We start from the raw sequence: 16,791 nt of genomic DNA on the forward strand, positions 1-16,791 counted from the left end.
TCGACGCCATACGGCAGGTCCGCAACATCGGGGCCATAGTGTGTCGTAGGTCACAAAGATCACTCTCCGGCGTGAGCTACCTCCGGATACACCAATTACGTTTGGGACGCATCGCCCATATGGGCGGCATCACGTCAACTCCGTGCTTACACAGGGGCACTGGCGGCAATAGGTATCACTATGTCGAGCCGCGGCCGGGAGGCTGGAGCATGAGCATCTGGTGGTCACTCCATCTGAGGCGCGAGGCCGCGAGCGTGCCACTCGCCCGGCGACTGTTTCTCGGCACGATGGAGACCGCGGGCGTCGACCCCGACATCTCCTACGACCTCTCCGTCGCCCTGAGCGAGGCGTGCGCCAACGCCGTCGAGCACGGCGGCGACACCGCGCACGGCACGTCCTCGGAGGCGTACCGGGTCACCGCGTACCTCGACGGCGAGAAATGCCGTATCGAGGTGGCCGACTCGGGCCCCGGTTTCGCCCGCACCCAGTCCGTCCGCCCGGCCCCGAGCGAGGCCGAGAACGGCCGGGGCCTGTGTCTGATCCAGGAACTCGCCGACCACGTCCACATCGGCAACAAGCCGGGGGTGGGCGGCGCGGTGGTGAGCTTCGACAAGATCCTGAAGTGGCGGAAGGACGCGCCGCTGATGGCGGTGTGAGGGCGCGCCACAAGGGGCGTCACGAGAGGTGCCATGAGCGGCGCCATGAGGGATGAGTCCCCAGGGGGCGCGTTTTCGCACGACGACGCGGCGACAGAATCTGCGGATGGACATCCGCCCCGAACAACTGACCGACGACGTGACGCTACGGCTCGTCGACCCCGCCGATGCCCCGGCCCTGGCCGCCGTCCACGTCGAGAACCGGGAGCGGCTGCGGCCCTGGGAGCCGTACCGCCCGGAATCCTTCTACACCGCCGAGGGGCAGCGGGAGCGCCTGGAGGCGCAGCGGCGGGAGTACGCGGAGGGCCGGCTCGTGCCCTGGCTGCTCGTGTCCGGCGGGCGGGTCGCCAGGGTCTTCACCCTGTCCGGAGTCGTGCGCGGCCCCTTTCTCAGCGCCTCGCTCGGTTACTGGATCGCCGCCGACCGGCAGGGACGCGGCCTGGCCACCGCCGCCGTCGAGCGGGTGTGCCGGATCGCACGCGAGACGGTCGGGCTGCACCGGCTGGAGGCGAGCACCCTGCTCGACAACCTGGCCTCCCAACGCGTCCTGGAAAAGGCCGGGTTCGAGCCGATCGGCATGGCCCCGCGCTATCTGCACATCGACGGGGAGTGGCGCGACCACCGTCTGTTCCAGCGGATCCTGCACGACGACGACCCGACGCCCGCACCGCCCGCCGCCGGGCCCTCCCCTTCGGCCTCCGCCTCCTCGTAAGGTACGACGATGCAGAGCCGCGAGGACGAGGCACTGGCACGGGCCGCGGTGGACGCGCTCACCGGGCAACTGGCGCTGGCTCCCAAGCCGGGCCTGCCCGACCCGCGCGACCTGGCCGCCCGCACGACCCGCGTCGACCACTGCGCCCTGCGCTGGTCCGCCAAGGCGCTGACACCCGGCCTCACGGCGATGGCGGCGGCCGCCCGCCGCACGGGCGAGCCAACTCCCGTTCTCCGCGCGGAACTCGGCGCGATAGGCCGCTGCACGGAACACTCCGTGGCGCTCGCGGGCGGCGGCCACCGGGGTGCCCTGTGGGCGCTGGGCCTCCTGGTCGCGGCGGCCGCCCTGGACCCCCGTGCCGGGGCGGAGGACGTCGCCGCGACCGCGAAACGCATCGCCGCCCACCCCGACCGACGCGCCCCGCGCCGCCCCTCGCGCGGTTCGTCGATCTCGGCGAAGTACGGCGCGGCCGGCGCCCGGGGCGAGGCCAAGGCCGGATTCCCGCACGTACGGCGCGCGTTGGACACCCTCGCGACGGTCCGCGCGGCCGGGGCGACGGAGACGCAGGCCCGCCTCGACGCCCTGCTCACGGTGATGTCCACCCTCCAGGACACCGAACTCCTGCACGCCGTGGGCCCGTTCGGCCTGCGGCACGTCCAGGCGGGGGCACGCGGTGTCCTGGAAGCGGGCGGTACGGCGACAGAGGCCGGCGCGGAAGCCCTGACCGCCTTCGACAACGACCTCCACGCGCGCGCGTGGAGCCCTCGCGGAAGTGCGGGGCTCCTGGCGGGCGCGCTGTTCCTGGACTCCTTACCGGTCAACTCATCAGCACTGGCCGCCTGATCGGACCGGTGCCGGTCAACTCACCAGTGCGGGCTGCCTGTTCACCGCGCCCGCCTCACGCCCGGCACCCGCCGCCCTGCGCACCGCCGGCCCCATCGCATACGACGCCACGACCGTCGCCCCGCCCAGCAGCAGCCAGCCGGGCGTCCCCCACTCCAGGAGGAGGGACGTCAGCACCAGGGGGCCCATCGTCCTGGCGATGGTGACGCCGGTGCCGAAGAAGCCCTGGTACTCGCCGACCCGGTCGGCCGGGGCCAGGTCGAAGGAGAGTTGCCAGGAACCCGCCGACTGCCCCATTTCGGCGGCTACTTGGAGTACGGCTCCGAGAATCAGCGTCCCTACGGCCACCCACGGCGACGCGCCCGCCGAGAGGGCGAACACCGCGCAGGCCGCCAGCATGATCCAGCCCGACCGCCGCACCGCGCGCGTGGCCGACGCGAGCCCCGTGATCCCGCGGGCCATGCGTACCTGGAAGGCCATCACCGCCCCGGTGTTGAGCACGAACAGCGCGGACACCAGCCAGGTCGGCGCGTCCGTGCGCTCGGCGATCCAGAGCGGCAGCCCGAGGCTGAGCAACGGCATCCGGAGCAGCAGCACGGTGTTGAGGAGCGTGACCACCACGTAGGGGCGATCCCGTAGGACCCCGAGACCGCCTGTCTTCCGCACCTGTACGCCCCGCACCGACGGCAGCCGCAGCAGCAGCCCCGCGCACACCAGGAAGCTCACCGCGTCCAGCGCGAACACCCCGAGGTACGCCGACCGCGTCCCCGCCCGCAGCGCGAGCCCGCCCAGGCCCGCGCCCACCGCGAGACCGGCGTTCAGCGTCGACTGGAGATGCGCCAGCAGCCCGGTCCGCTCCCCGGCGGACACCAGCCCCGCCAGCAGCGCCTGCCGGGCCGCCGCGAGCCCCGACTGCGCCGAGGCGTAGGCACACGCGGCGATCACGAACGGCACGAACCCCCGGACGACGAGGAAGGACGCCACCGCGAGCCCCGTCGCCAGCGCCAGCAGCACCGCCGTACCGCGCGGCCCGCGCCGGTCCGCCAGCCGTCCCAGCGGCACCCCGACCAGCGAACCGACCGCCCACGCGAGGGTGAGCCCGAGGCCCACGTGCGCGGGGGCGAGCCCGACGACGTGGGTGAAGTACAGCGCCGAGGTCACGTAGTAGGCGCCGTCGCCGACCGAGTTGGTCAACTGGGCGAGTGCGAGGGTGCGTTGCGGGCCCGCGGGCGGGACGAGTGAGTTCGTCATGCCTACGACGGTAGAGCCCGGTTGGACCTGTCAGAAGGCCCAATCGGTTCCCCTGTGATTGGCCCAATTAGCCAACCCCGTCCGCTCCCCTCAAGCCCCCTCCAGCACCCGCCCCAACGCTTCCAGTGCCTCCGGATAGACCCGCTCCCTCGGCGTCCCGTACCCCACCACAAGCCCCTGAGGCCGCCCCTCGTCCCCGTCCGACGCCTGCCAGTGGTCCCCGAGCCGTCCGACCGCGAGCCCCTCCTTCTCGGCCCGCGCGAGCACCGCCTCCTCGTCCGTGACCTCCACCAGCGCGTGCAGCCCGGCCGCGATGCCGTAAACGTTTGCGTGCGTCCCCAGCCGGCCAAGGAGCTGGTCGCGGCGGCGCCGGTACCGCAGCCGGCACGCGCGCACGTGCCGGTCGTAGGCGTGGCTGTCGATCAGTTCGGCGAGTGCCAACTGGCCGATGGTCTCGGTGTGGTGGTCGCTGTGCAGCTTGGCGTCGGCGACCGCGTCGACCAGGTGCGGCGGCAGCACCATCCAGCCGAGCCGCAGCGCGGGTCCGAGGGTCTTGGAGGCCGTCCCCAGGTACACGACCTGCCCCGGTGCCATTCCTTGGAGGGCTCCTACGGGCTGCCGGTCGTAGCGGAACTCCCCGTCGTAGTCGTCCTCGACGATGAGGCCCCCACGCGCGCGTGCCCAGTCGGTGAGCGCCCGTCTGCGCTCCGGGTGCAGGGTCACGCCGGTCGGGTACTGGTGGGCCGGGGTCACCACCACGGCCGCCGCGTTCCCCAAGTCCTCGGCGCGGGCGCCCCGTTCGTCGACCCGCACGGGCACCACATGCCCGCCGTTGTGCCGGACCACCTCCCGGTGGAACGGCAGTCCCGGGTCCTCCATGGCCACCCTGGAACCGTCGAGCACGCGCGTGAGGAGCGCGAGTCCCTGCACGTACCCGGACGTGATCACGATCCGCTCCGGGGGCGCGATCACCCCGCGCGCCCGCCCCAGGTACCCCGAGAGCGCGGTCCGCAGTTCGATACGGCCGCGCGGATCCCCGTAGTCGTACGCCAAGGAGGGTGCCGTCGCGATCGCGCGGCGCAGCGAGCGCAGCCAGGCCGCCGCCGGGAACGCGCCGACGTCGGGGCTCCCGGGCCGCAGGTCGAAACGGGGTACACGCGCGCGTGCCGCCGCGCCCGGTGCCTCCGCGTCGACGGAGGGCAGTCGCGCGACCTCGGTACCCGAGCCCTGGCGCGCGGTGAGGTAGCCCTCGGCGACGAGCTGGTCGTAGGCGGCCTTCGCGGTGCCCCTGGAGACGCCGAGTTCGGTCGCGAGGCGTCGGGTCGCCGGGAGGCGGGTCCCGGGGGCCAGGCGGCCGTCTCGTACGGCGTCCCGGAGCGCGCGTTCGAGACCGGCCCTGCGGCCGCCCTCCGGGTCGGGTTCCAGATGCAGGTCGACCCCGACGCCGGACCAGAAGTCGTTCACGAAAAAGCCCTCCCCCTAGGCGCGTTCATGAAAAATGCCCTCCCCTGGGCACACGATCGGCACACGAATGGCCGGGCACCGCAGGTGTGCCCGGCCATCAGTCTTGTATCAGGTGGCGCCCATCGGATGGCAGCCATCAGGCGGCAGCCGTCAACTGTCAGCCCTTGAGGGACGCCATCCAGCTCTCGACGTCGGCCGAGGTGCGGGGCAGGCCGGCCGAGAGGTTCCGGTTGCCGTCCTCGGTCACCAGGATGTCGTCCTCGATGCGGACGCCGATGCCGCGGTACTCCTCGGGGACGGTGAGGTCGTCGGCCTGGAAGTACAGGCCGGGCTCCACCGTGAGGACCATGCCGGGCTCCAACGTGCCCTCTACGTAGGTCTCGGTCCGCGCGGCGGCGCAGTCGTGGACGTCCATGCCGAGCATGTGACCCGTGCCGTGCAGCGTCCACCGGCGCTGGAGGCCCAGCTCCAGGACGCGCTCCACGGGACCCTCGACAAGGCCCCACTCGACGATCTTCTCGGCCAGCACGCGCTGCGCCGCGTCGTGGAAGTCGCGGTACTTGCCGCCCGGCTGCACCGCCGCGATACCGGCCTCCTGGGCCTCGTACACGGCGTCGTAGACCTGCTTCTGGATCTCGCTGAAGCGGCCGTTGATCGGCAGCGTGCGCGTGATGTCGGCGGTGTACAGGGTGTGCGTCTCGACGCCGGCGTCCAGGAGGAGCAGGTCGCCGGAGCGGACCGGGCCGTCGTTGCGCACCCAGTGCAGGGTGGTGGCGTGCGGGCCGGCGGCGCAGATCGAGCCGTAGCCGATGTCGTTGCCCTCGACGCGCGCGCGGAGGAAGAACGTGCCCTCGATGTAGCGCTCGCTGGTGGCCTCGGCCTTGTCGAGGACCTTGACCACGTCCTCGAAGCCGCGGGCCGTGGAGTCGACGGCCTTCTGCAGCTCGCCGACCTCGAACTCGTCCTTGACCAGGCGTGCTTCGGAGAGGAAGACCCGCAGTTCCTCGTCGCGCTCGGCGGTGACCTTGTCGGTCAGCGCGGCCTCGATGCCGGCGTCGTAGCCGCGCACGACGCGCACCGGGCCGGTGGTCTCGCGCAGGGCGGCGGGCAGTTCGCGGACGTCGGAGGCGGGGATGCCGTAGAGCTGCTCGGCCTCGGTGAGGGAGTGGCGGCGGCCGACCCACAGCTCGCCCTGGCCGGAGAGCCAGAACTCGCCGTTCTCGCGGTCGGAGCGCGGCAGGAGGTAGATCGTCGCCTTGTGGCCCTCAGTGGTGGGCTCCAGGACGAGGACGCCGTCCTCGGTGAGGTTGCCCGTCAGGTACGCGTACTCGACCGACGCCCGGAAGGGGTACTCGGTGTCGTTCGAGCGGGTCTTCAGGTTGCCCGCGGGGATCACCAGGCGCTCGCCCGGGAAGCGCGCGGAGAGCGCGGCGCGGCGGCGGGCGGTGTGCCCGGCGTGCTCGATCGGCCGCAGGTCGTGCAGCTCGGTGTCGGCCCAGCCGGACTTCATGCTGTCTGCGAGTTCGTCGGACACGCCCGGGTACAGGCCGTTCTTCCGCTTCTTGATGGGCTCTTCAGGCTCCGCAGACTCATCTTCCGGGGTCTCCGGGGTGAGCTCGTCGGCCACGGTCATCCTCCTAGATACGGCACTGGACCCCCTCCATCGTACGGTCGTACGGAAGGGGGCCCAGGGCCGTATGGCCTGTTACACATGGCTGTCCCGCGACTACTCGAAGCGAGCCGCCAGGAGGACGACGTCCTCGTCGCTGTCGGCCGTGTCGAGGCCGTCCGGCAGGACCGTCCGCAGGACGTGGTCGGCGATCGCGGCCGGGTCCTCGCGCAGCGCCTTGGGGACGCTCGCGGCCGCCGCGTGCAGCCGGGCGAAGGCGCGGTCCATGGGGTCGCCGGTGCGGTGCAGCAGCCCGTCCGTGTAGAGCAGCACCGTCTCGCCGGGCTCCGCCTCCAGCTCCACGCTCGGCGCCTCCCAGCAGGCCAGCATGCCCAGGGGTGCGGACACGGAGGTCTCGACGAACTCCGTGCGCCGCTCGCCGACCAGGAGGGGCGGGCTGTGGCCTGCGCCGGCCAGGGTGATCTTGCGCAGCGCGGGCTCGCAGTAGGCGAACAGGGCGGTGGCCGAGCGGGCGGGTTCGGTGAGTCTCAGGAGCAGTTCGAGGTCGGACAGGACCGCGACCGGGTCCTCGCCCTCCATCACCGCGTACGCCCGCAGGGACGCCCGGAGCCGGCCCATCGCGGCGATCGCGCTCGGCCCGGAGCCGGTCACCGAGCCGACGGCGAGGCCGAGCGCCGCATCGGGCAGCGGCAGCGCGTCGTACCAGTCGCCGCCGCCGCGCGGACCCGTGCGGTGCAGCGCGGCGAGCTGCACACCGGCCACGCGGGGGAGCCGGGACGGCAGCAGCTCCTCGGCGATGGTCGTCATGCACGCGCGCGTGCGCTCGACTTCGAGGACCCGGGCGAGGTGCTCGGTGGCGTACCGGGCGTACAGGCCGACGAGATGGCGCTGCCGCTCGACCGGCTCGGCGGGCTCGTCGTACAGCCACACGGCGGCGCCCAGGCGTCCGGCCGCGTCGGTCGCCAGGGGCAGCGCGTAACTGGCCGCGTAGCCCAGGCGTACGGCGACCTCGCGGTGGCGCGGGTCGAGGGCGTCCTCGGCGAACAGGTCGGGGTGGACGATCTCGCCGCCCTCGCCGCCGGGAGCGCCGGCCGGGCCGTCGAGGATCTGGCCGTAGGACATCTCCCCGCGCGGGACGGTCTCGATGTGGCCGAGGTCGGAGCGGGCGAGGCCCAGGCCGATGGTGGTCACGGGGCCCAGGCCGTCGCCGGGTTCCAGGACGACGAGGCCGCGGCGGGCGCCCACCAGGGCGGCTCCGGCGCGCAGCAGCTCCTGGAGCGCTTCGTCGAGTGCGTCCGTGCGTGCCAGTCGCTCCGTGAGTTCATGGAGGGTCGTGAGATCGGACACCCAGCCCGCGAGCCGGTCCTGGAGCAGGGCGCCTGGCGCGTTCGGTGCGGTTTCTGACGTGTTCTGGGTGTTCGAGGAGGGGGTTGGAGGGGTACCGGTTGCGGCAGGCGCGGGCGCGACAGTGTGTGCGGGCGAGGGAACCGTTGAATCGATTCCGGCCACTTTCGAAGGGTGCGGGGCGTTCATGGCGTCCGGCTTTCCGACCGGTGCGTATTGCTCAAAAGCATCGCAAACCCCCATGTCATTCTGCGCCGCTGGCAGTGTCTCCACATGTACACGCACTCGTGAGGGGATGTCCAGCATTGTCCTGCTGGGATTCCTGGTGTCCATGGGTTTACCGGGGGTATTTCGTTCTCCCCTTGCGGATTGGCAAAGTTGGCTTAAAACTGCATCAGGGGACGGTCCATTGCGGTCGACTGGGCTTGCTCGACGGAGCGTCACAGCGGTCGTGATGGGTACGTACTCGGAGAAGACCAGGGGTGGCGGGGGCCACCCGGAACCTGGTGAGGGACCCGGGCGTCTTAACCACCGACGATCGTGCCCCATCCTCCCGTGGCGGAGGCGGAGAGAACTACGCGGGACGGCAAAACGCCAGACTTCGCCACCCCCATTCGCCACGCCCACGCTTTTCCAGCACGCACGGGCTCCCCTTGCCGAAGGCAGGGGTGTGATGCGCCAACAGGTACGCACAGTGAAGTGATCGACACATGGTGTGATGTGGTCCTCGGTGTTGCCAGCGGTGCAACGGAAAGGAACGAGCGCTCATGCGCGAGATCCTCGGAAAGCGACGCAGGCTCCTGTCCAGGCGAGACAACAGGAGGTCTGAGATGCTCAGCGCGGCCCTGACCTTCGCGACAGAATGGCAATGGCCCGTACTCCCGGGCGTGGCACCGGATCCGCAGGGCAAGGCCCGCTGCGGCTGCCCGGACCCGGAGTGCACGGTGCCCGGCGCACACCCCTTCGACCCCGGCCTCCTCGCGGCCACCACCGACGCCCGCATGGTGCGCTGGTGGTGGGGCAACCGGCCCGCGGCCCCGATCGTCCTCGCCACCGGCGACAAGGCTCCCTGCGCGGTCAGCCTGCCCGCACCCGCGGCCGCCCGGGCCCTCGCCGCGCTCGACCGCCAGGGCATGCGCCTGGGCCCGGTCGTCGCCGCGCCGACCCGCTGGTCGCTGCTCGTCAAGCCGTACTCCCTGGAGCAGCTGGGCGAGCTGCTCTACGCCAAGGACCACGTCCCCGGCTCGCTCCGCTTCCACGGCGAGGGCGGCTACCTCGCCCTGCCCCCCTCCGAGACCGGCCAGGGCCAGATCCGCTGGGAGCGCGCACCACTGCCCGGCTCGTCCTCGCCCTGGGTGCCCGACGTCGAGGCCGTGGTGGACGCCGTGGTCGAGGCCCTCACTCGTACGGGTGTGAGCGCGCCCGAGTTGTAGGGGTGTCGGGCGTGCGCGGAACCCGGCGCCCGTAGTTGGTCGTTATCTTCCGAAGCATGCTGCGTCATTCCGGGGGACGACCCCCAGACCCCCGAATGGTTCGTCTGCTCGCCCTCGCGGGCGTCGCGGTGTGCGCGGTCGCGCTGCCGCTGGCCGTGGCGTCCGCGGGACCCGTACGCGACGAGGGTCACGCGGTCGTACGGTCCCTCTCCCTCGGTTCCTCCGACGACTCCTCCGGCGCCTCCGGCAACGACGCCAAGGCGCCGTCCGTCGCGCCCTCTCCCGTCCGCTCCCCGCTGACGCTCGGCCTGGGACTGGCGACGGCGGCGCGCTGCGGACCCGAAGTCTCCTCCCCCGACGGCATCGAGGCGCAGACCTGTGTCATGACGCAGGGTGAGGACACCTGGGCGCGCACGTACTACCGGAACGCGACCGGAGACGACCTGGACGCCGTGCTGAGCCTCATGGAGCCGGCGGACCGCACCGTGCAGATGCACTGCGCCGTGGCGGCCGAGGACGAGCCCGCGCTGTGCGAGACACCCCGGGAGCGGACCCGGGGCGAACCGGCGGCCTACACGGCCGTGGCGGAGTTCGCGGGGCGGGGCGGGAGCGGGCCGCTGTTGCTGCGCTCGGGGAGCAACTCCTCGGCGCCTACGGCGAGTTGACGGACGGCATCGTTCCGTACACGCGGGCCGGGCATGAAAAGACCCGGTTGCTGGCGACGGGGGATGCACCAGCAACCGGGCTACTCGAACGGTAACAAGAGATCGGCGGTTCGCAAATTCGATCTCGGCTATTCGGACACCGACTTCCCTTTCACAACGGGGAGTTGTGACAGGAGTCACCGGAGTGAACAGGCCTGTTGCGACTGAACGGCCGTTCAGTCGAACCCCTGCTCCCTTCCGGGTGTCAGCTCAGCGTGACCTGGCGGTTGGTCAGGCCGCCCCGCGCGCGGCGCTCGTCCGGGGTGAGCGGGGCGTCCGTGGCCAGAGCGGCGGTGAGGCGCTCGGCGAACTCCGCGGCCGGCTTCTCGATGTCGTCCGCGCCGAGTCCGCTCGGCAGGTCCCAGACGGGCACGGTCAGCCCGTGAGCACGGAAGGACCCCACGAGACGGGTGCCCTCGCCGAGTCCGGAACGGCCCGCCGCGTGCAGCCGCGCGAGACCGTCCAGAAGCTGCTCCTCCGGGTACGGCATGACCCAGCGCAGATGGTTCTTGTCCGGCGTCTCGCACCAGTACGCGGCGTCCACGCCCTGGAGCTTCACCGTCGGGATGGCGGCGGCGTTGGCGCGCTCCAGGGAGGCGGTCACCTCCGGCGACGCGTTCTCCGCCTCCGGGACCCAGAATTCGAAGCCCGGGTGCACAACTGGCTCGAACGTGCCTTCCGGGTCGAGCAGATCCTGCAGTCGCGGACCCTCGGCCGGGGCGCGGCGGGCCTGCACCGGGGTGCCCGGCTCGGCGACCAGCGCGCGCTGGAGGGTGTCGGCGAGGTCGCGGCTGATGTCGCCGGACGCCGTGTCGTTCTGCAGGCCGAGCAGTACCGAGCCGTCGTCCCGGCGCAGGGCCGGCCAGGCCATCGGCAGCACCGTGGCGAGCGTGACCGACGGAACCCCTTCGGGGAGGCCGCCCTTGAGGGGCAGCGCGACCGTGGCCGCGGGCACCAGCTCGCGCAGCGCCACCCAGTCGCCCTCGCCGGGCAGCCCCTCGAAGGGGCGCTGCACCAGCTCGGTCACCGCGTGCGCGGCGGCCCTGCCGTGGCAGGCCTTGTAACGGCGGCCGCTGCCGCAGGGGCAGGGCTCGCGGGCACCGACGACCGGGACCTCTCCGTCGCTGAGCTGCGGCCGCTTGGCCGTGGTCTGGGGGCGCTTCTTGGCCATCGTGGGTGTCTCCCGGTTACGGCTCGTCTCGTACGGGCGGGAGCCTAGCCGTTCACGCCATGACCGACGGGAGCCTGTGGACAACCCGGGCGGTGTGGACGGGGGCCTGTGGACGACGTGTACAGACGCGTACAGGTGCGGGCCGACGGGTGCGGGCCGGTGCGGACTTGTGCGGTCCGGTGCCGATGAGTGCGGGCCCGCGGGCCTGCGGATCGGTCCGGGTTCCGGTTCGGGTCAGTCCAGGTCCGGGTCGGTCCAGGCCCGCTCGGTCCAGGTTCGGGTCCGGCTCAGTCCAGGTCGTCGAACGCGTCCGCGAACTCCAGCCGGGGGATCGCGGAGACCGTGGGCGAGGTGACGCGCGTAGCGAAATCGTCGCGCCGGTGCCCGGCATCCGGATCTTGGACGTCGTCCTGCACGACGACCCACACCGTGACCTCGCCCCGGGTGTCGTCCCGGACACCCCAGTCGTCGGCCAGCGCGGTGATGATGTTCAGTCCGCGTCCGCCGTGCGCCGTCACCGACGGGGTGGCCGGAGCCGGGCGCGTCGGACCACCGCCGTCCGTCACCTCGACCGTGAGCCGTCCGCCCGTGTCCACGCGCCAGGCGCACCGGACGTCACCGTCACCGGCCAGGGCGTCGCCCAGGGGCCTGCCGTGCTTGCACGCATTGCTCAGAAGTTCGGAAAGGATCAGTACGGCATCGTCGATGACCGCTTCCGACACACCGCCGGTGCGCAACTGGTCGCGCATGCGATGTCTTGCTTCTCCCACGCCCGCAGGGCCATGGGATACGGCCATGCTCGACGACGTGGGCACCTCCTGTGCCACCACCAACGCCACCCCCGAGACCTCCTTCGCCCCACGCCACGGTGTGGATGCCCCCTTGGCCTGTACCGGAAACCGGCCAATCCACGTTCAGTGACGCATTCGCAACGATCGAACACGGACCGAACGCGCCGGTGCACTCCCTGTAATCGGGTGGCTTGTTTTCGACGGTATGGCCGGGTTCGGAGGATGGTGCAGGTGAGGTGGCTGGGTCAAGGGGTGTTTGGCGGTCTTTATGAGGTTCTTTAACGTCCCCGGCCGAGCTGGCTCAGAACGGCCCCCGGCCGGTTGGTGATGATGGCGTCAATGCCCAGGTCAACGCAGAGATCGACGTCCTCGGGCTCGTTGACGGTCCATACGTGCACCTGGTGACCGGCGCTTTTCAGCCGCTCGATGTACGCAGGGTGATTACGCACGATCCGGATCGAGGGGCCTGCGATCCGGACACCGGCCGGAAGTCGACCGTCCCTGAGGCGGGGCGAGAGGAACTGCAGCAGGTAGACCGTCGGCAGCGTCGGGGAGGCCGCCCGCACCCGGTGCAGCGAGCGCGCCGAGAAACTCATGACCCGTACCGGGGAGTCGGCGGCGGAGGCCGGGGCGTCCAGGCCGAAGCGCTTCAGGAGCACCAGCAGCCGTTCCTCGACCTGGCCCGCCCAGCGCGTCGGATGCTTCGTCTCGATGGCCAGCTCCACGCGCCGGCCCGCGTCCGCGACGAGTTCGAGCAGCCGCTCCAGGGTGAGCACCGAGGTGTCCTCGCGGTCCTCCGGGAGGTGCTCCCAATCGGGCTCCTCGTCCCGGGTCTTCCAGGAGTCGCGGCTGTCGCGGGCCTTCCAGGACCCGAAGTCGAGCGCGGCCAGATCGGCGAGCTCCAGCGCCGAGACCGCACCGCGCCCGTTCGACGTCCGGTTGACCCGGCGGTCGTGGACGCAGACGAGATGGCCGTCGGCGGTCAGCCGTACATCGCATTCGAGGGCGTCCGCACCGTCCTCGATCGCCTTCTTGTAGGCGGCCAGGGTGTGCTCGGGGGCCTCTTCGGAGGCTCCGCGGTGGGCGACGACTTGGATCCGGTGCTGCCGTGCGAGGGTCACCGCGTCATGGTGCCACCGCGACGGGGAAGGCGTGGAACCGAAGGGTCGTGGGAGAGGCGCTCGGAGGGGCTGCGGGGAGGGTCGTCGGAGGGGTTGCGAACGGGTCGTAGAGAGTATGTCGTTTTAGTCCGACAGGTCCCTTATAAAGGTTCGCCATGAACCCACAGGCACCGCTTATGGTGCTCTGACGGCCGGTGGGAAAAGCTGACGGCATACAAAAGCACCCGCACAGCTGTTTCGCGCCGTACCGATCGACAAGCGTGAACGAGTGTGACCGCATGCTTCCGAGAACAACAGCCGTGGACCGAGGAGAAGAGCTGTGAGCACCGAGAACGAGGGCACTGAGGTACCCCCGGCCCCGTCTGCACCTCCTGTGCCGGTGGAATCTCCCGCAGCTTCCCCGCAGGCGGCGGCGCCCGAAGGGGGCGCGCCCACGACGCAGCTCCCGCCGGTGCCTCCGAGCGCCCCGCAGGACACGCTGCACGCCGGCCCCGCGCCGGCGTACGCCACCACGCCCCCGCAGGGCACGGGATCCGCCCCCGACGCCGCCTGGCCGCCCCCGCCGCCCGCCACCCCGTCGTACGCCGACAGCGGCACGGGCACGGGCGCGTACGGCGGTGAGGGCGTCGGCGGATACGGCGGCGACGGCTGGGGCACCCCCTACCAGCAGCCCGCGCCCAAGAAGCCCGGCGGCGGACGCGGCGGCCTGATCGCCGCGGTGCTGATCGCCGCACTGGTCGCCGGCGGCCTGGGCGGTGGCATCGGCTACACCCTGGCCAAGGACAACGACAACAACACCAACTCCACCACCGTCTCCGCCGACACCGGCAGCTCCTCCGTGAAGCGCGCCGCCGGCACCATCGCGGGCGTGGCCGCCAAGTCCCTGCCCAGCACGGTCACCATCGAGGCCGAGAGCACCAGTGGCGAGGGCGGCACGGGCACGGGCTTCGTGTTCGACACCCAGGGCCACATCGTCACCAACAACCACGTCGTCGCCGACGCGGTCGACGGCGGCAAGCTCACGGCGACCTTCCCGAACGGCAAGAAGTACGACGCCGAGATCGTCGGCCACGCGCAGGGCTACGACGTCGCGGTCATCAAGCTGAAGAACGCCCCCAGCGACCTCAAGCCGCTCGCCCTCGGCGACTCGGACAAGGTGGCCGTCGGCGACGAGACGATCGCGATCGGCGCCCCCTTCGGCCTGTCCAACACGGTGACCACGGGCATCATCAGCGCCAAGAACCGCCCGGTGGCCTCCAGCGACGGCAGCTCCACCAGCAAGGCGTCCTACATGAGCGCCCTGCAGACCGACGCCTCGATCAACCCCGGCAACTCGGGCGGCCCGCTGCTCGACGCGCAGGGCTCGGTCATCGGCATCAACTCCGCGATCCAGTCCACCAGCAGCGGCGGCCTCGGCTCTACCAGCCAGTCCGGTTCGATCGGCCTGGGCTTCGCCATCCCGATCAACCAGGCGAAGTACGTCGCCCAGCAGCTGATCAAGACCGGCAAGCCGGTGTACGCCAAGATCGGCGCCTCCGTCTCCCTGGAGGACAGCACGGCCGGCGCGACGATCACCGCCGAGGGCGTCAGCGGCGCCTCCTCGGTCGAGGCGGGCGGCCCCGCGGCCAAGGCGGGCCTCAAGGCCGGCGACGTCATCACCAAGCTCGACGACTCGGTGATCGACAGCGGCCCGACCCTCATCGGCGAGATCTGGACCCACAAGCCGGGCGACAAGGTGACGATCACCTACAAGCGCGGCGGCTCGGAGCACACGACCGAACTGACCCTGGGGTCGAGGGTCGGCGACAGCTGACGCAGCGCCAGACGAAGACGCTCAACCGGCGGGCCGGGCAAGGGATTCCTTGCCCGGCCCGGTCGTTTTTCGCCCTCCACGCGTGCGTGCGGACGTGACTGAACCCAACTCGGGGAACCGGATTCCTCCCTGCGGCGAAGTACGGGTGAAAGCCCAATCTTCATCAGCGTGTTCGCATGGACGAGAGGAGCCCCGATGACCGTCGAACCAGGTGTCGGTGTGGGGCAGGACAGTGACGCCTCGACGAGTGACGCCTCGGTGATCGAACGGTCCTGGGAGAAGCCCGAGGCATTCGCCGTGCTCTTCGACCGCCACGCCGACTCGGTGCACCGTTACGCGGCGCGCCGGCTCGGTACGGAGGTCGCCGAGGACCTGATGGCGGAGACGTTCACCACCGCGTTCCAGCAGCGCTTCCGGTACAACACGGAACTGGCCGACGCCCGCCCGTGGTTGTTCGGCATCGCGACCAACCTCATAGGCCGGCACCGGCGCGCCGAGGCCCGCCGGCTGAAGGCGATCGGCCGGCTGCCGTCGGCCGCCCGCGCCGACGGTTCCGAGGACCCGGTCGCCGATCGCGTGGCCGCGCGGGTCAGCGCACAGGCCGTACGGGGTGAACTGGCCCTGGCGATGGCCCGGTTGCCCGCCCGGCACCGGGACGTGCTGCTGCTGGTCGCGTGGGCCGACCTCGGCTACGAGGAGGTCGCCCGCGCCCTGGAGGTACCGGTGGGGACGGTCCGGTCACGGCTGCACAGGGCTCGCAGAAAACTTCGCGACGCATTGGGCGGATCCGATCCGACAGCCTTCCGAGAGGAATCCGACGATGAGTGAACCGAGCACCGAACTCCAGCTCCTGAGGGAGTGGGACGCGGACACGCCCCCGCTCACGGACGCCGCACGCGCGCGTGCCCGTTTCCGCCTCCACCAGGCGATGCTCACGCCCAACACCCTCGCCCCCGCTTCCGCGGCCGTACGACGCCGTCCGGTGCTGCGGATGGCGGTGGCGGGCGTCGCGGCCGCGGCGGTGGCGACGAGCGTGGTGATCGCCGCGAACGACGACTCCTCGCCCCGCACCCAGCCGGTGAGCGCGACCACCGTGCTGCACGGCGCGGCGACCGAGGAACGCCGACTGGAGAAGCCGATCGCTCCGCGCGACGACCAGTTCATCTACACCAAGGAGATCATCAAGGAGACCCCGACCAAGGGCGGCCGGACCCGGACGTACGTCGACGAGAGCTGGAACTCGGTCGACGGCTCCAAGAAGTCCTACGTCAGCGAGCTGGGCCGCAAGCAGTGGGTCCCGGTGTTCGCTCCGGGCCAGGGCACCTGGCCGCCGACCAAGTGGACCGAGCTCGAGCAACTGCCCACCGATCCGCGCAAGTTGGTGATCACCTTGCGGGACATGGGCGGAAAGCCGGACTACAGCAAGCCGATGAAGGCCGCCGACTGGCCGATGACCCAGGTCTTCGTCTCCGGCCTGCTCCGCGCCCCCGTCCTGCCGAAGGGGCTGCGCTCCGCGGCCTACGAGGCGCTCGCCGCCGTCCCCGGCATCAAGGTCCTGCCCCACCAGAAGGACGCGGACGGCCGCGCGGGCGTCGGCATCCAGTACGTGGGACGCTCCGGAACCCCCTGGGCGAAGGGCGGCCCGGTCCTGGTCTTCGACCCGAAGACGTACCGGTACCTCGGTATGCACGATCGGCGCACGGCGGGCGGGACGACGTACGAGCAGTGGACGTACATCGCCGCGAGCGCCGTGGTGGACCGGGTGATGCAGCGGCCGTAGGGACGTGCCGAGGGGTGTCGCCTGCGGGGCGGCACCCCTGTTCCGCGTCCCGCGCCGGGAGTTCGGTACGGAGGAACC

General features: G+C 71.5%; 15 protein-coding genes. 8 read left to right on the forward strand and 7 right to left on the reverse strand.

Annotated elements, in window-relative coordinates:
• Positions 1–209 precede the first annotated feature (209 nt).
• From ACIBK4_RS42970 to ACIBK4_RS42980, 3 genes are all read left to right on the forward strand, one after another.
• Entirely contained in the window at positions 210–656 is a 447-nt protein-coding gene (locus ACIBK4_RS42970; RefSeq protein ID WP_399004315.1) for an ATP-binding protein, read from the forward strand.
• Between the two features lie 106 nt (positions 657–762).
• Entirely contained in the window at positions 763–1,368 is a 606-nt protein-coding gene (locus tag ACIBK4_RS42975) for a GNAT family N-acetyltransferase (protein ID WP_399004317.1), read from the forward strand.
• Positions 1,369–1,377: 9 nt separating this feature from the next.
• Positions 1,378–2,211, forward strand: coding sequence for a triphosphoribosyl-dephospho-CoA synthase (locus ACIBK4_RS42980; protein WP_399004319.1), 834 nt, complete (start codon positions 1,378–1,380; stop codon positions 2,209–2,211).
• A gap of 15 nt (positions 2,212–2,226) precedes the next feature.
• Here ACIBK4_RS42980 and ACIBK4_RS42985 read toward each other — a convergent pair whose 3' ends face one another.
• The 4 genes from ACIBK4_RS42985 to ACIBK4_RS43000 form a co-directional block, all read right to left on the reverse strand.
• On the reverse strand, positions 2,227–3,462 hold the full coding sequence (locus ACIBK4_RS42985) for an MFS transporter (protein ID WP_399004321.1): 1,236 nt from the start codon (positions 3,460–3,462) through the stop codon (positions 2,227–2,229).
• A 90-nt stretch (positions 3,463–3,552) separates the two neighbouring features.
• Entirely contained in the window at positions 3,553–4,926 is a 1,374-nt protein-coding gene (locus ACIBK4_RS42990; RefSeq protein ID WP_399004323.1) for a PLP-dependent aminotransferase family protein, read from the reverse strand.
• Between the two features lie 157 nt (positions 4,927–5,083).
• Positions 5,084–6,559, reverse strand: coding sequence for an aminopeptidase P family protein (locus tag ACIBK4_RS42995; RefSeq protein WP_399004325.1), 1,476 nt, complete (start codon positions 6,557–6,559; stop codon positions 5,084–5,086).
• Between the two features lie 93 nt (positions 6,560–6,652).
• Positions 6,653–8,206, reverse strand: a complete 1,554-nt coding sequence (locus ACIBK4_RS43000) for a PP2C family protein-serine/threonine phosphatase (RefSeq protein ID WP_399004650.1) — start codon at positions 8,204–8,206, stop codon at positions 6,653–6,655.
• 461 nt (positions 8,207–8,667) lie between these two features.
• Here ACIBK4_RS43000 and ACIBK4_RS43005 point away from each other — a divergent pair, with 461 nt between their 5' ends.
• A complete protein-coding gene (locus ACIBK4_RS43005) occupies positions 8,668–9,333 on the forward strand; it encodes a bifunctional DNA primase/polymerase (protein WP_366435089.1) in 666 nt (221 codons plus the stop codon).
• A 95-nt stretch (positions 9,334–9,428) separates the two neighbouring features.
• Positions 9,429–9,998, forward strand: coding sequence for a hypothetical protein (locus ACIBK4_RS43010; RefSeq protein ID WP_399004328.1), 570 nt, complete (start codon positions 9,429–9,431; stop codon positions 9,996–9,998).
• Positions 9,999–10,242: 244 nt separating this feature from the next.
• On the opposite strand, the gene ACIBK4_RS43015 is transcribed toward ACIBK4_RS43010, so the two are convergent.
• The 3 genes from ACIBK4_RS43015 to ACIBK4_RS43025 form a co-directional block, all read right to left on the reverse strand.
• A complete protein-coding gene (locus ACIBK4_RS43015; RefSeq protein ID WP_399004330.1) occupies positions 10,243–11,208 on the reverse strand; it encodes a DUF5926 family protein in 966 nt (321 codons plus the stop codon).
• A gap of 287 nt (positions 11,209–11,495) precedes the next feature.
• Positions 11,496–12,047, reverse strand: a complete 552-nt coding sequence (locus ACIBK4_RS43020; protein ID WP_399004332.1) for an ATP-binding protein — start codon at positions 12,045–12,047, stop codon at positions 11,496–11,498.
• Positions 12,048–12,277: 230 nt separating this feature from the next.
• A complete protein-coding gene (locus ACIBK4_RS43025) occupies positions 12,278–13,120 on the reverse strand; it encodes a glycerophosphodiester phosphodiesterase (RefSeq protein ID WP_399004334.1) in 843 nt (280 codons plus the stop codon).
• A 319-nt stretch (positions 13,121–13,439) separates the two neighbouring features.
• Between ACIBK4_RS43025 and ACIBK4_RS43030 the strand changes: the two genes are divergently transcribed.
• The 3 genes from ACIBK4_RS43030 (at position 13,440) to ACIBK4_RS43040 (ending at position 16,713) form a co-directional block, all read left to right on the forward strand.
• Positions 13,440–14,933 (forward strand): S1C family serine protease, encoded by a 1,494-nt coding sequence (locus ACIBK4_RS43030; protein ID WP_399004336.1) that lies wholly within the window; start codon positions 13,440–13,442, stop codon positions 14,931–14,933.
• Positions 14,934–15,128: 195 nt separating this feature from the next.
• Positions 15,129–15,761, forward strand: coding sequence for an RNA polymerase sigma factor (locus ACIBK4_RS43035; RefSeq protein WP_399004338.1), 633 nt, complete (start codon positions 15,129–15,131; stop codon positions 15,759–15,761).
• Positions 15,754–16,713, forward strand: coding sequence for a CU044_5270 family protein (locus ACIBK4_RS43040; RefSeq protein WP_399004340.1), 960 nt, complete (start codon positions 15,754–15,756; stop codon positions 16,711–16,713). The genes ACIBK4_RS43035 and ACIBK4_RS43040 overlap by 8 nt, the downstream gene beginning before the upstream one ends.
• Positions 16,714–16,791 lie beyond the last annotated feature (78 nt).

The sequence above is a fragment of the Streptomyces sp. NPDC050528 genome, assembly GCF_044457795.1.
Lineage (GTDB): Bacteria > Actinomycetota > Actinomycetes > Streptomycetales > Streptomycetaceae > Streptomyces.

Coding starts and splice junctions, on each gene's coding strand:
- ACIBK4_RS42970 (WP_399004315.1), top strand. CDS start 210: ATGAGCATCTGGTGGTCACTCCATCTGAGGCGCGAGGCCGCGAGCGTG.
- ACIBK4_RS42975 (WP_399004317.1), top strand. CDS start 763: ATGGACATCCGCCCCGAACAACTGACCGACGACGTGACGCTACGGCTC.
- ACIBK4_RS42980 (WP_399004319.1), top strand. CDS start 1,378: ATGCAGAGCCGCGAGGACGAGGCACTGGCACGGGCCGCGGTGGACGCG.
- ACIBK4_RS42985 (WP_399004321.1), bottom strand. CDS start 3,462: ATGACGAACTCACTCGTCCCGCCCGCGGGCCCGCAACGCACCCTCGCA.
- ACIBK4_RS42995 (WP_399004325.1), bottom strand. CDS start 6,559: ATGACCGTGGCCGACGAGCTCACCCCGGAGACCCCGGAAGATGAGTCT.
- ACIBK4_RS43000 (WP_399004650.1), bottom strand. CDS start 8,206: ATGCTGGACATCCCCTCACGAGTGCGTGTACATGTGGAGACACTGCCA.
- ACIBK4_RS43005 (WP_366435089.1), top strand. CDS start 8,668: ATGCGCGAGATCCTCGGAAAGCGACGCAGGCTCCTGTCCAGGCGAGAC.
- ACIBK4_RS43010 (WP_399004328.1), top strand. CDS start 9,429: ATGGTTCGTCTGCTCGCCCTCGCGGGCGTCGCGGTGTGCGCGGTCGCG.
- ACIBK4_RS43015 (WP_399004330.1), bottom strand. CDS start 11,208: ATGGCCAAGAAGCGCCCCCAGACCACGGCCAAGCGGCCGCAGCTCAGC.
- ACIBK4_RS43035 (WP_399004338.1), top strand. CDS start 15,129: ATGACCGTCGAACCAGGTGTCGGTGTGGGGCAGGACAGTGACGCCTCG.
- ACIBK4_RS43040 (WP_399004340.1), top strand. CDS start 15,754: ATGAGTGAACCGAGCACCGAACTCCAGCTCCTGAGGGAGTGGGACGCG.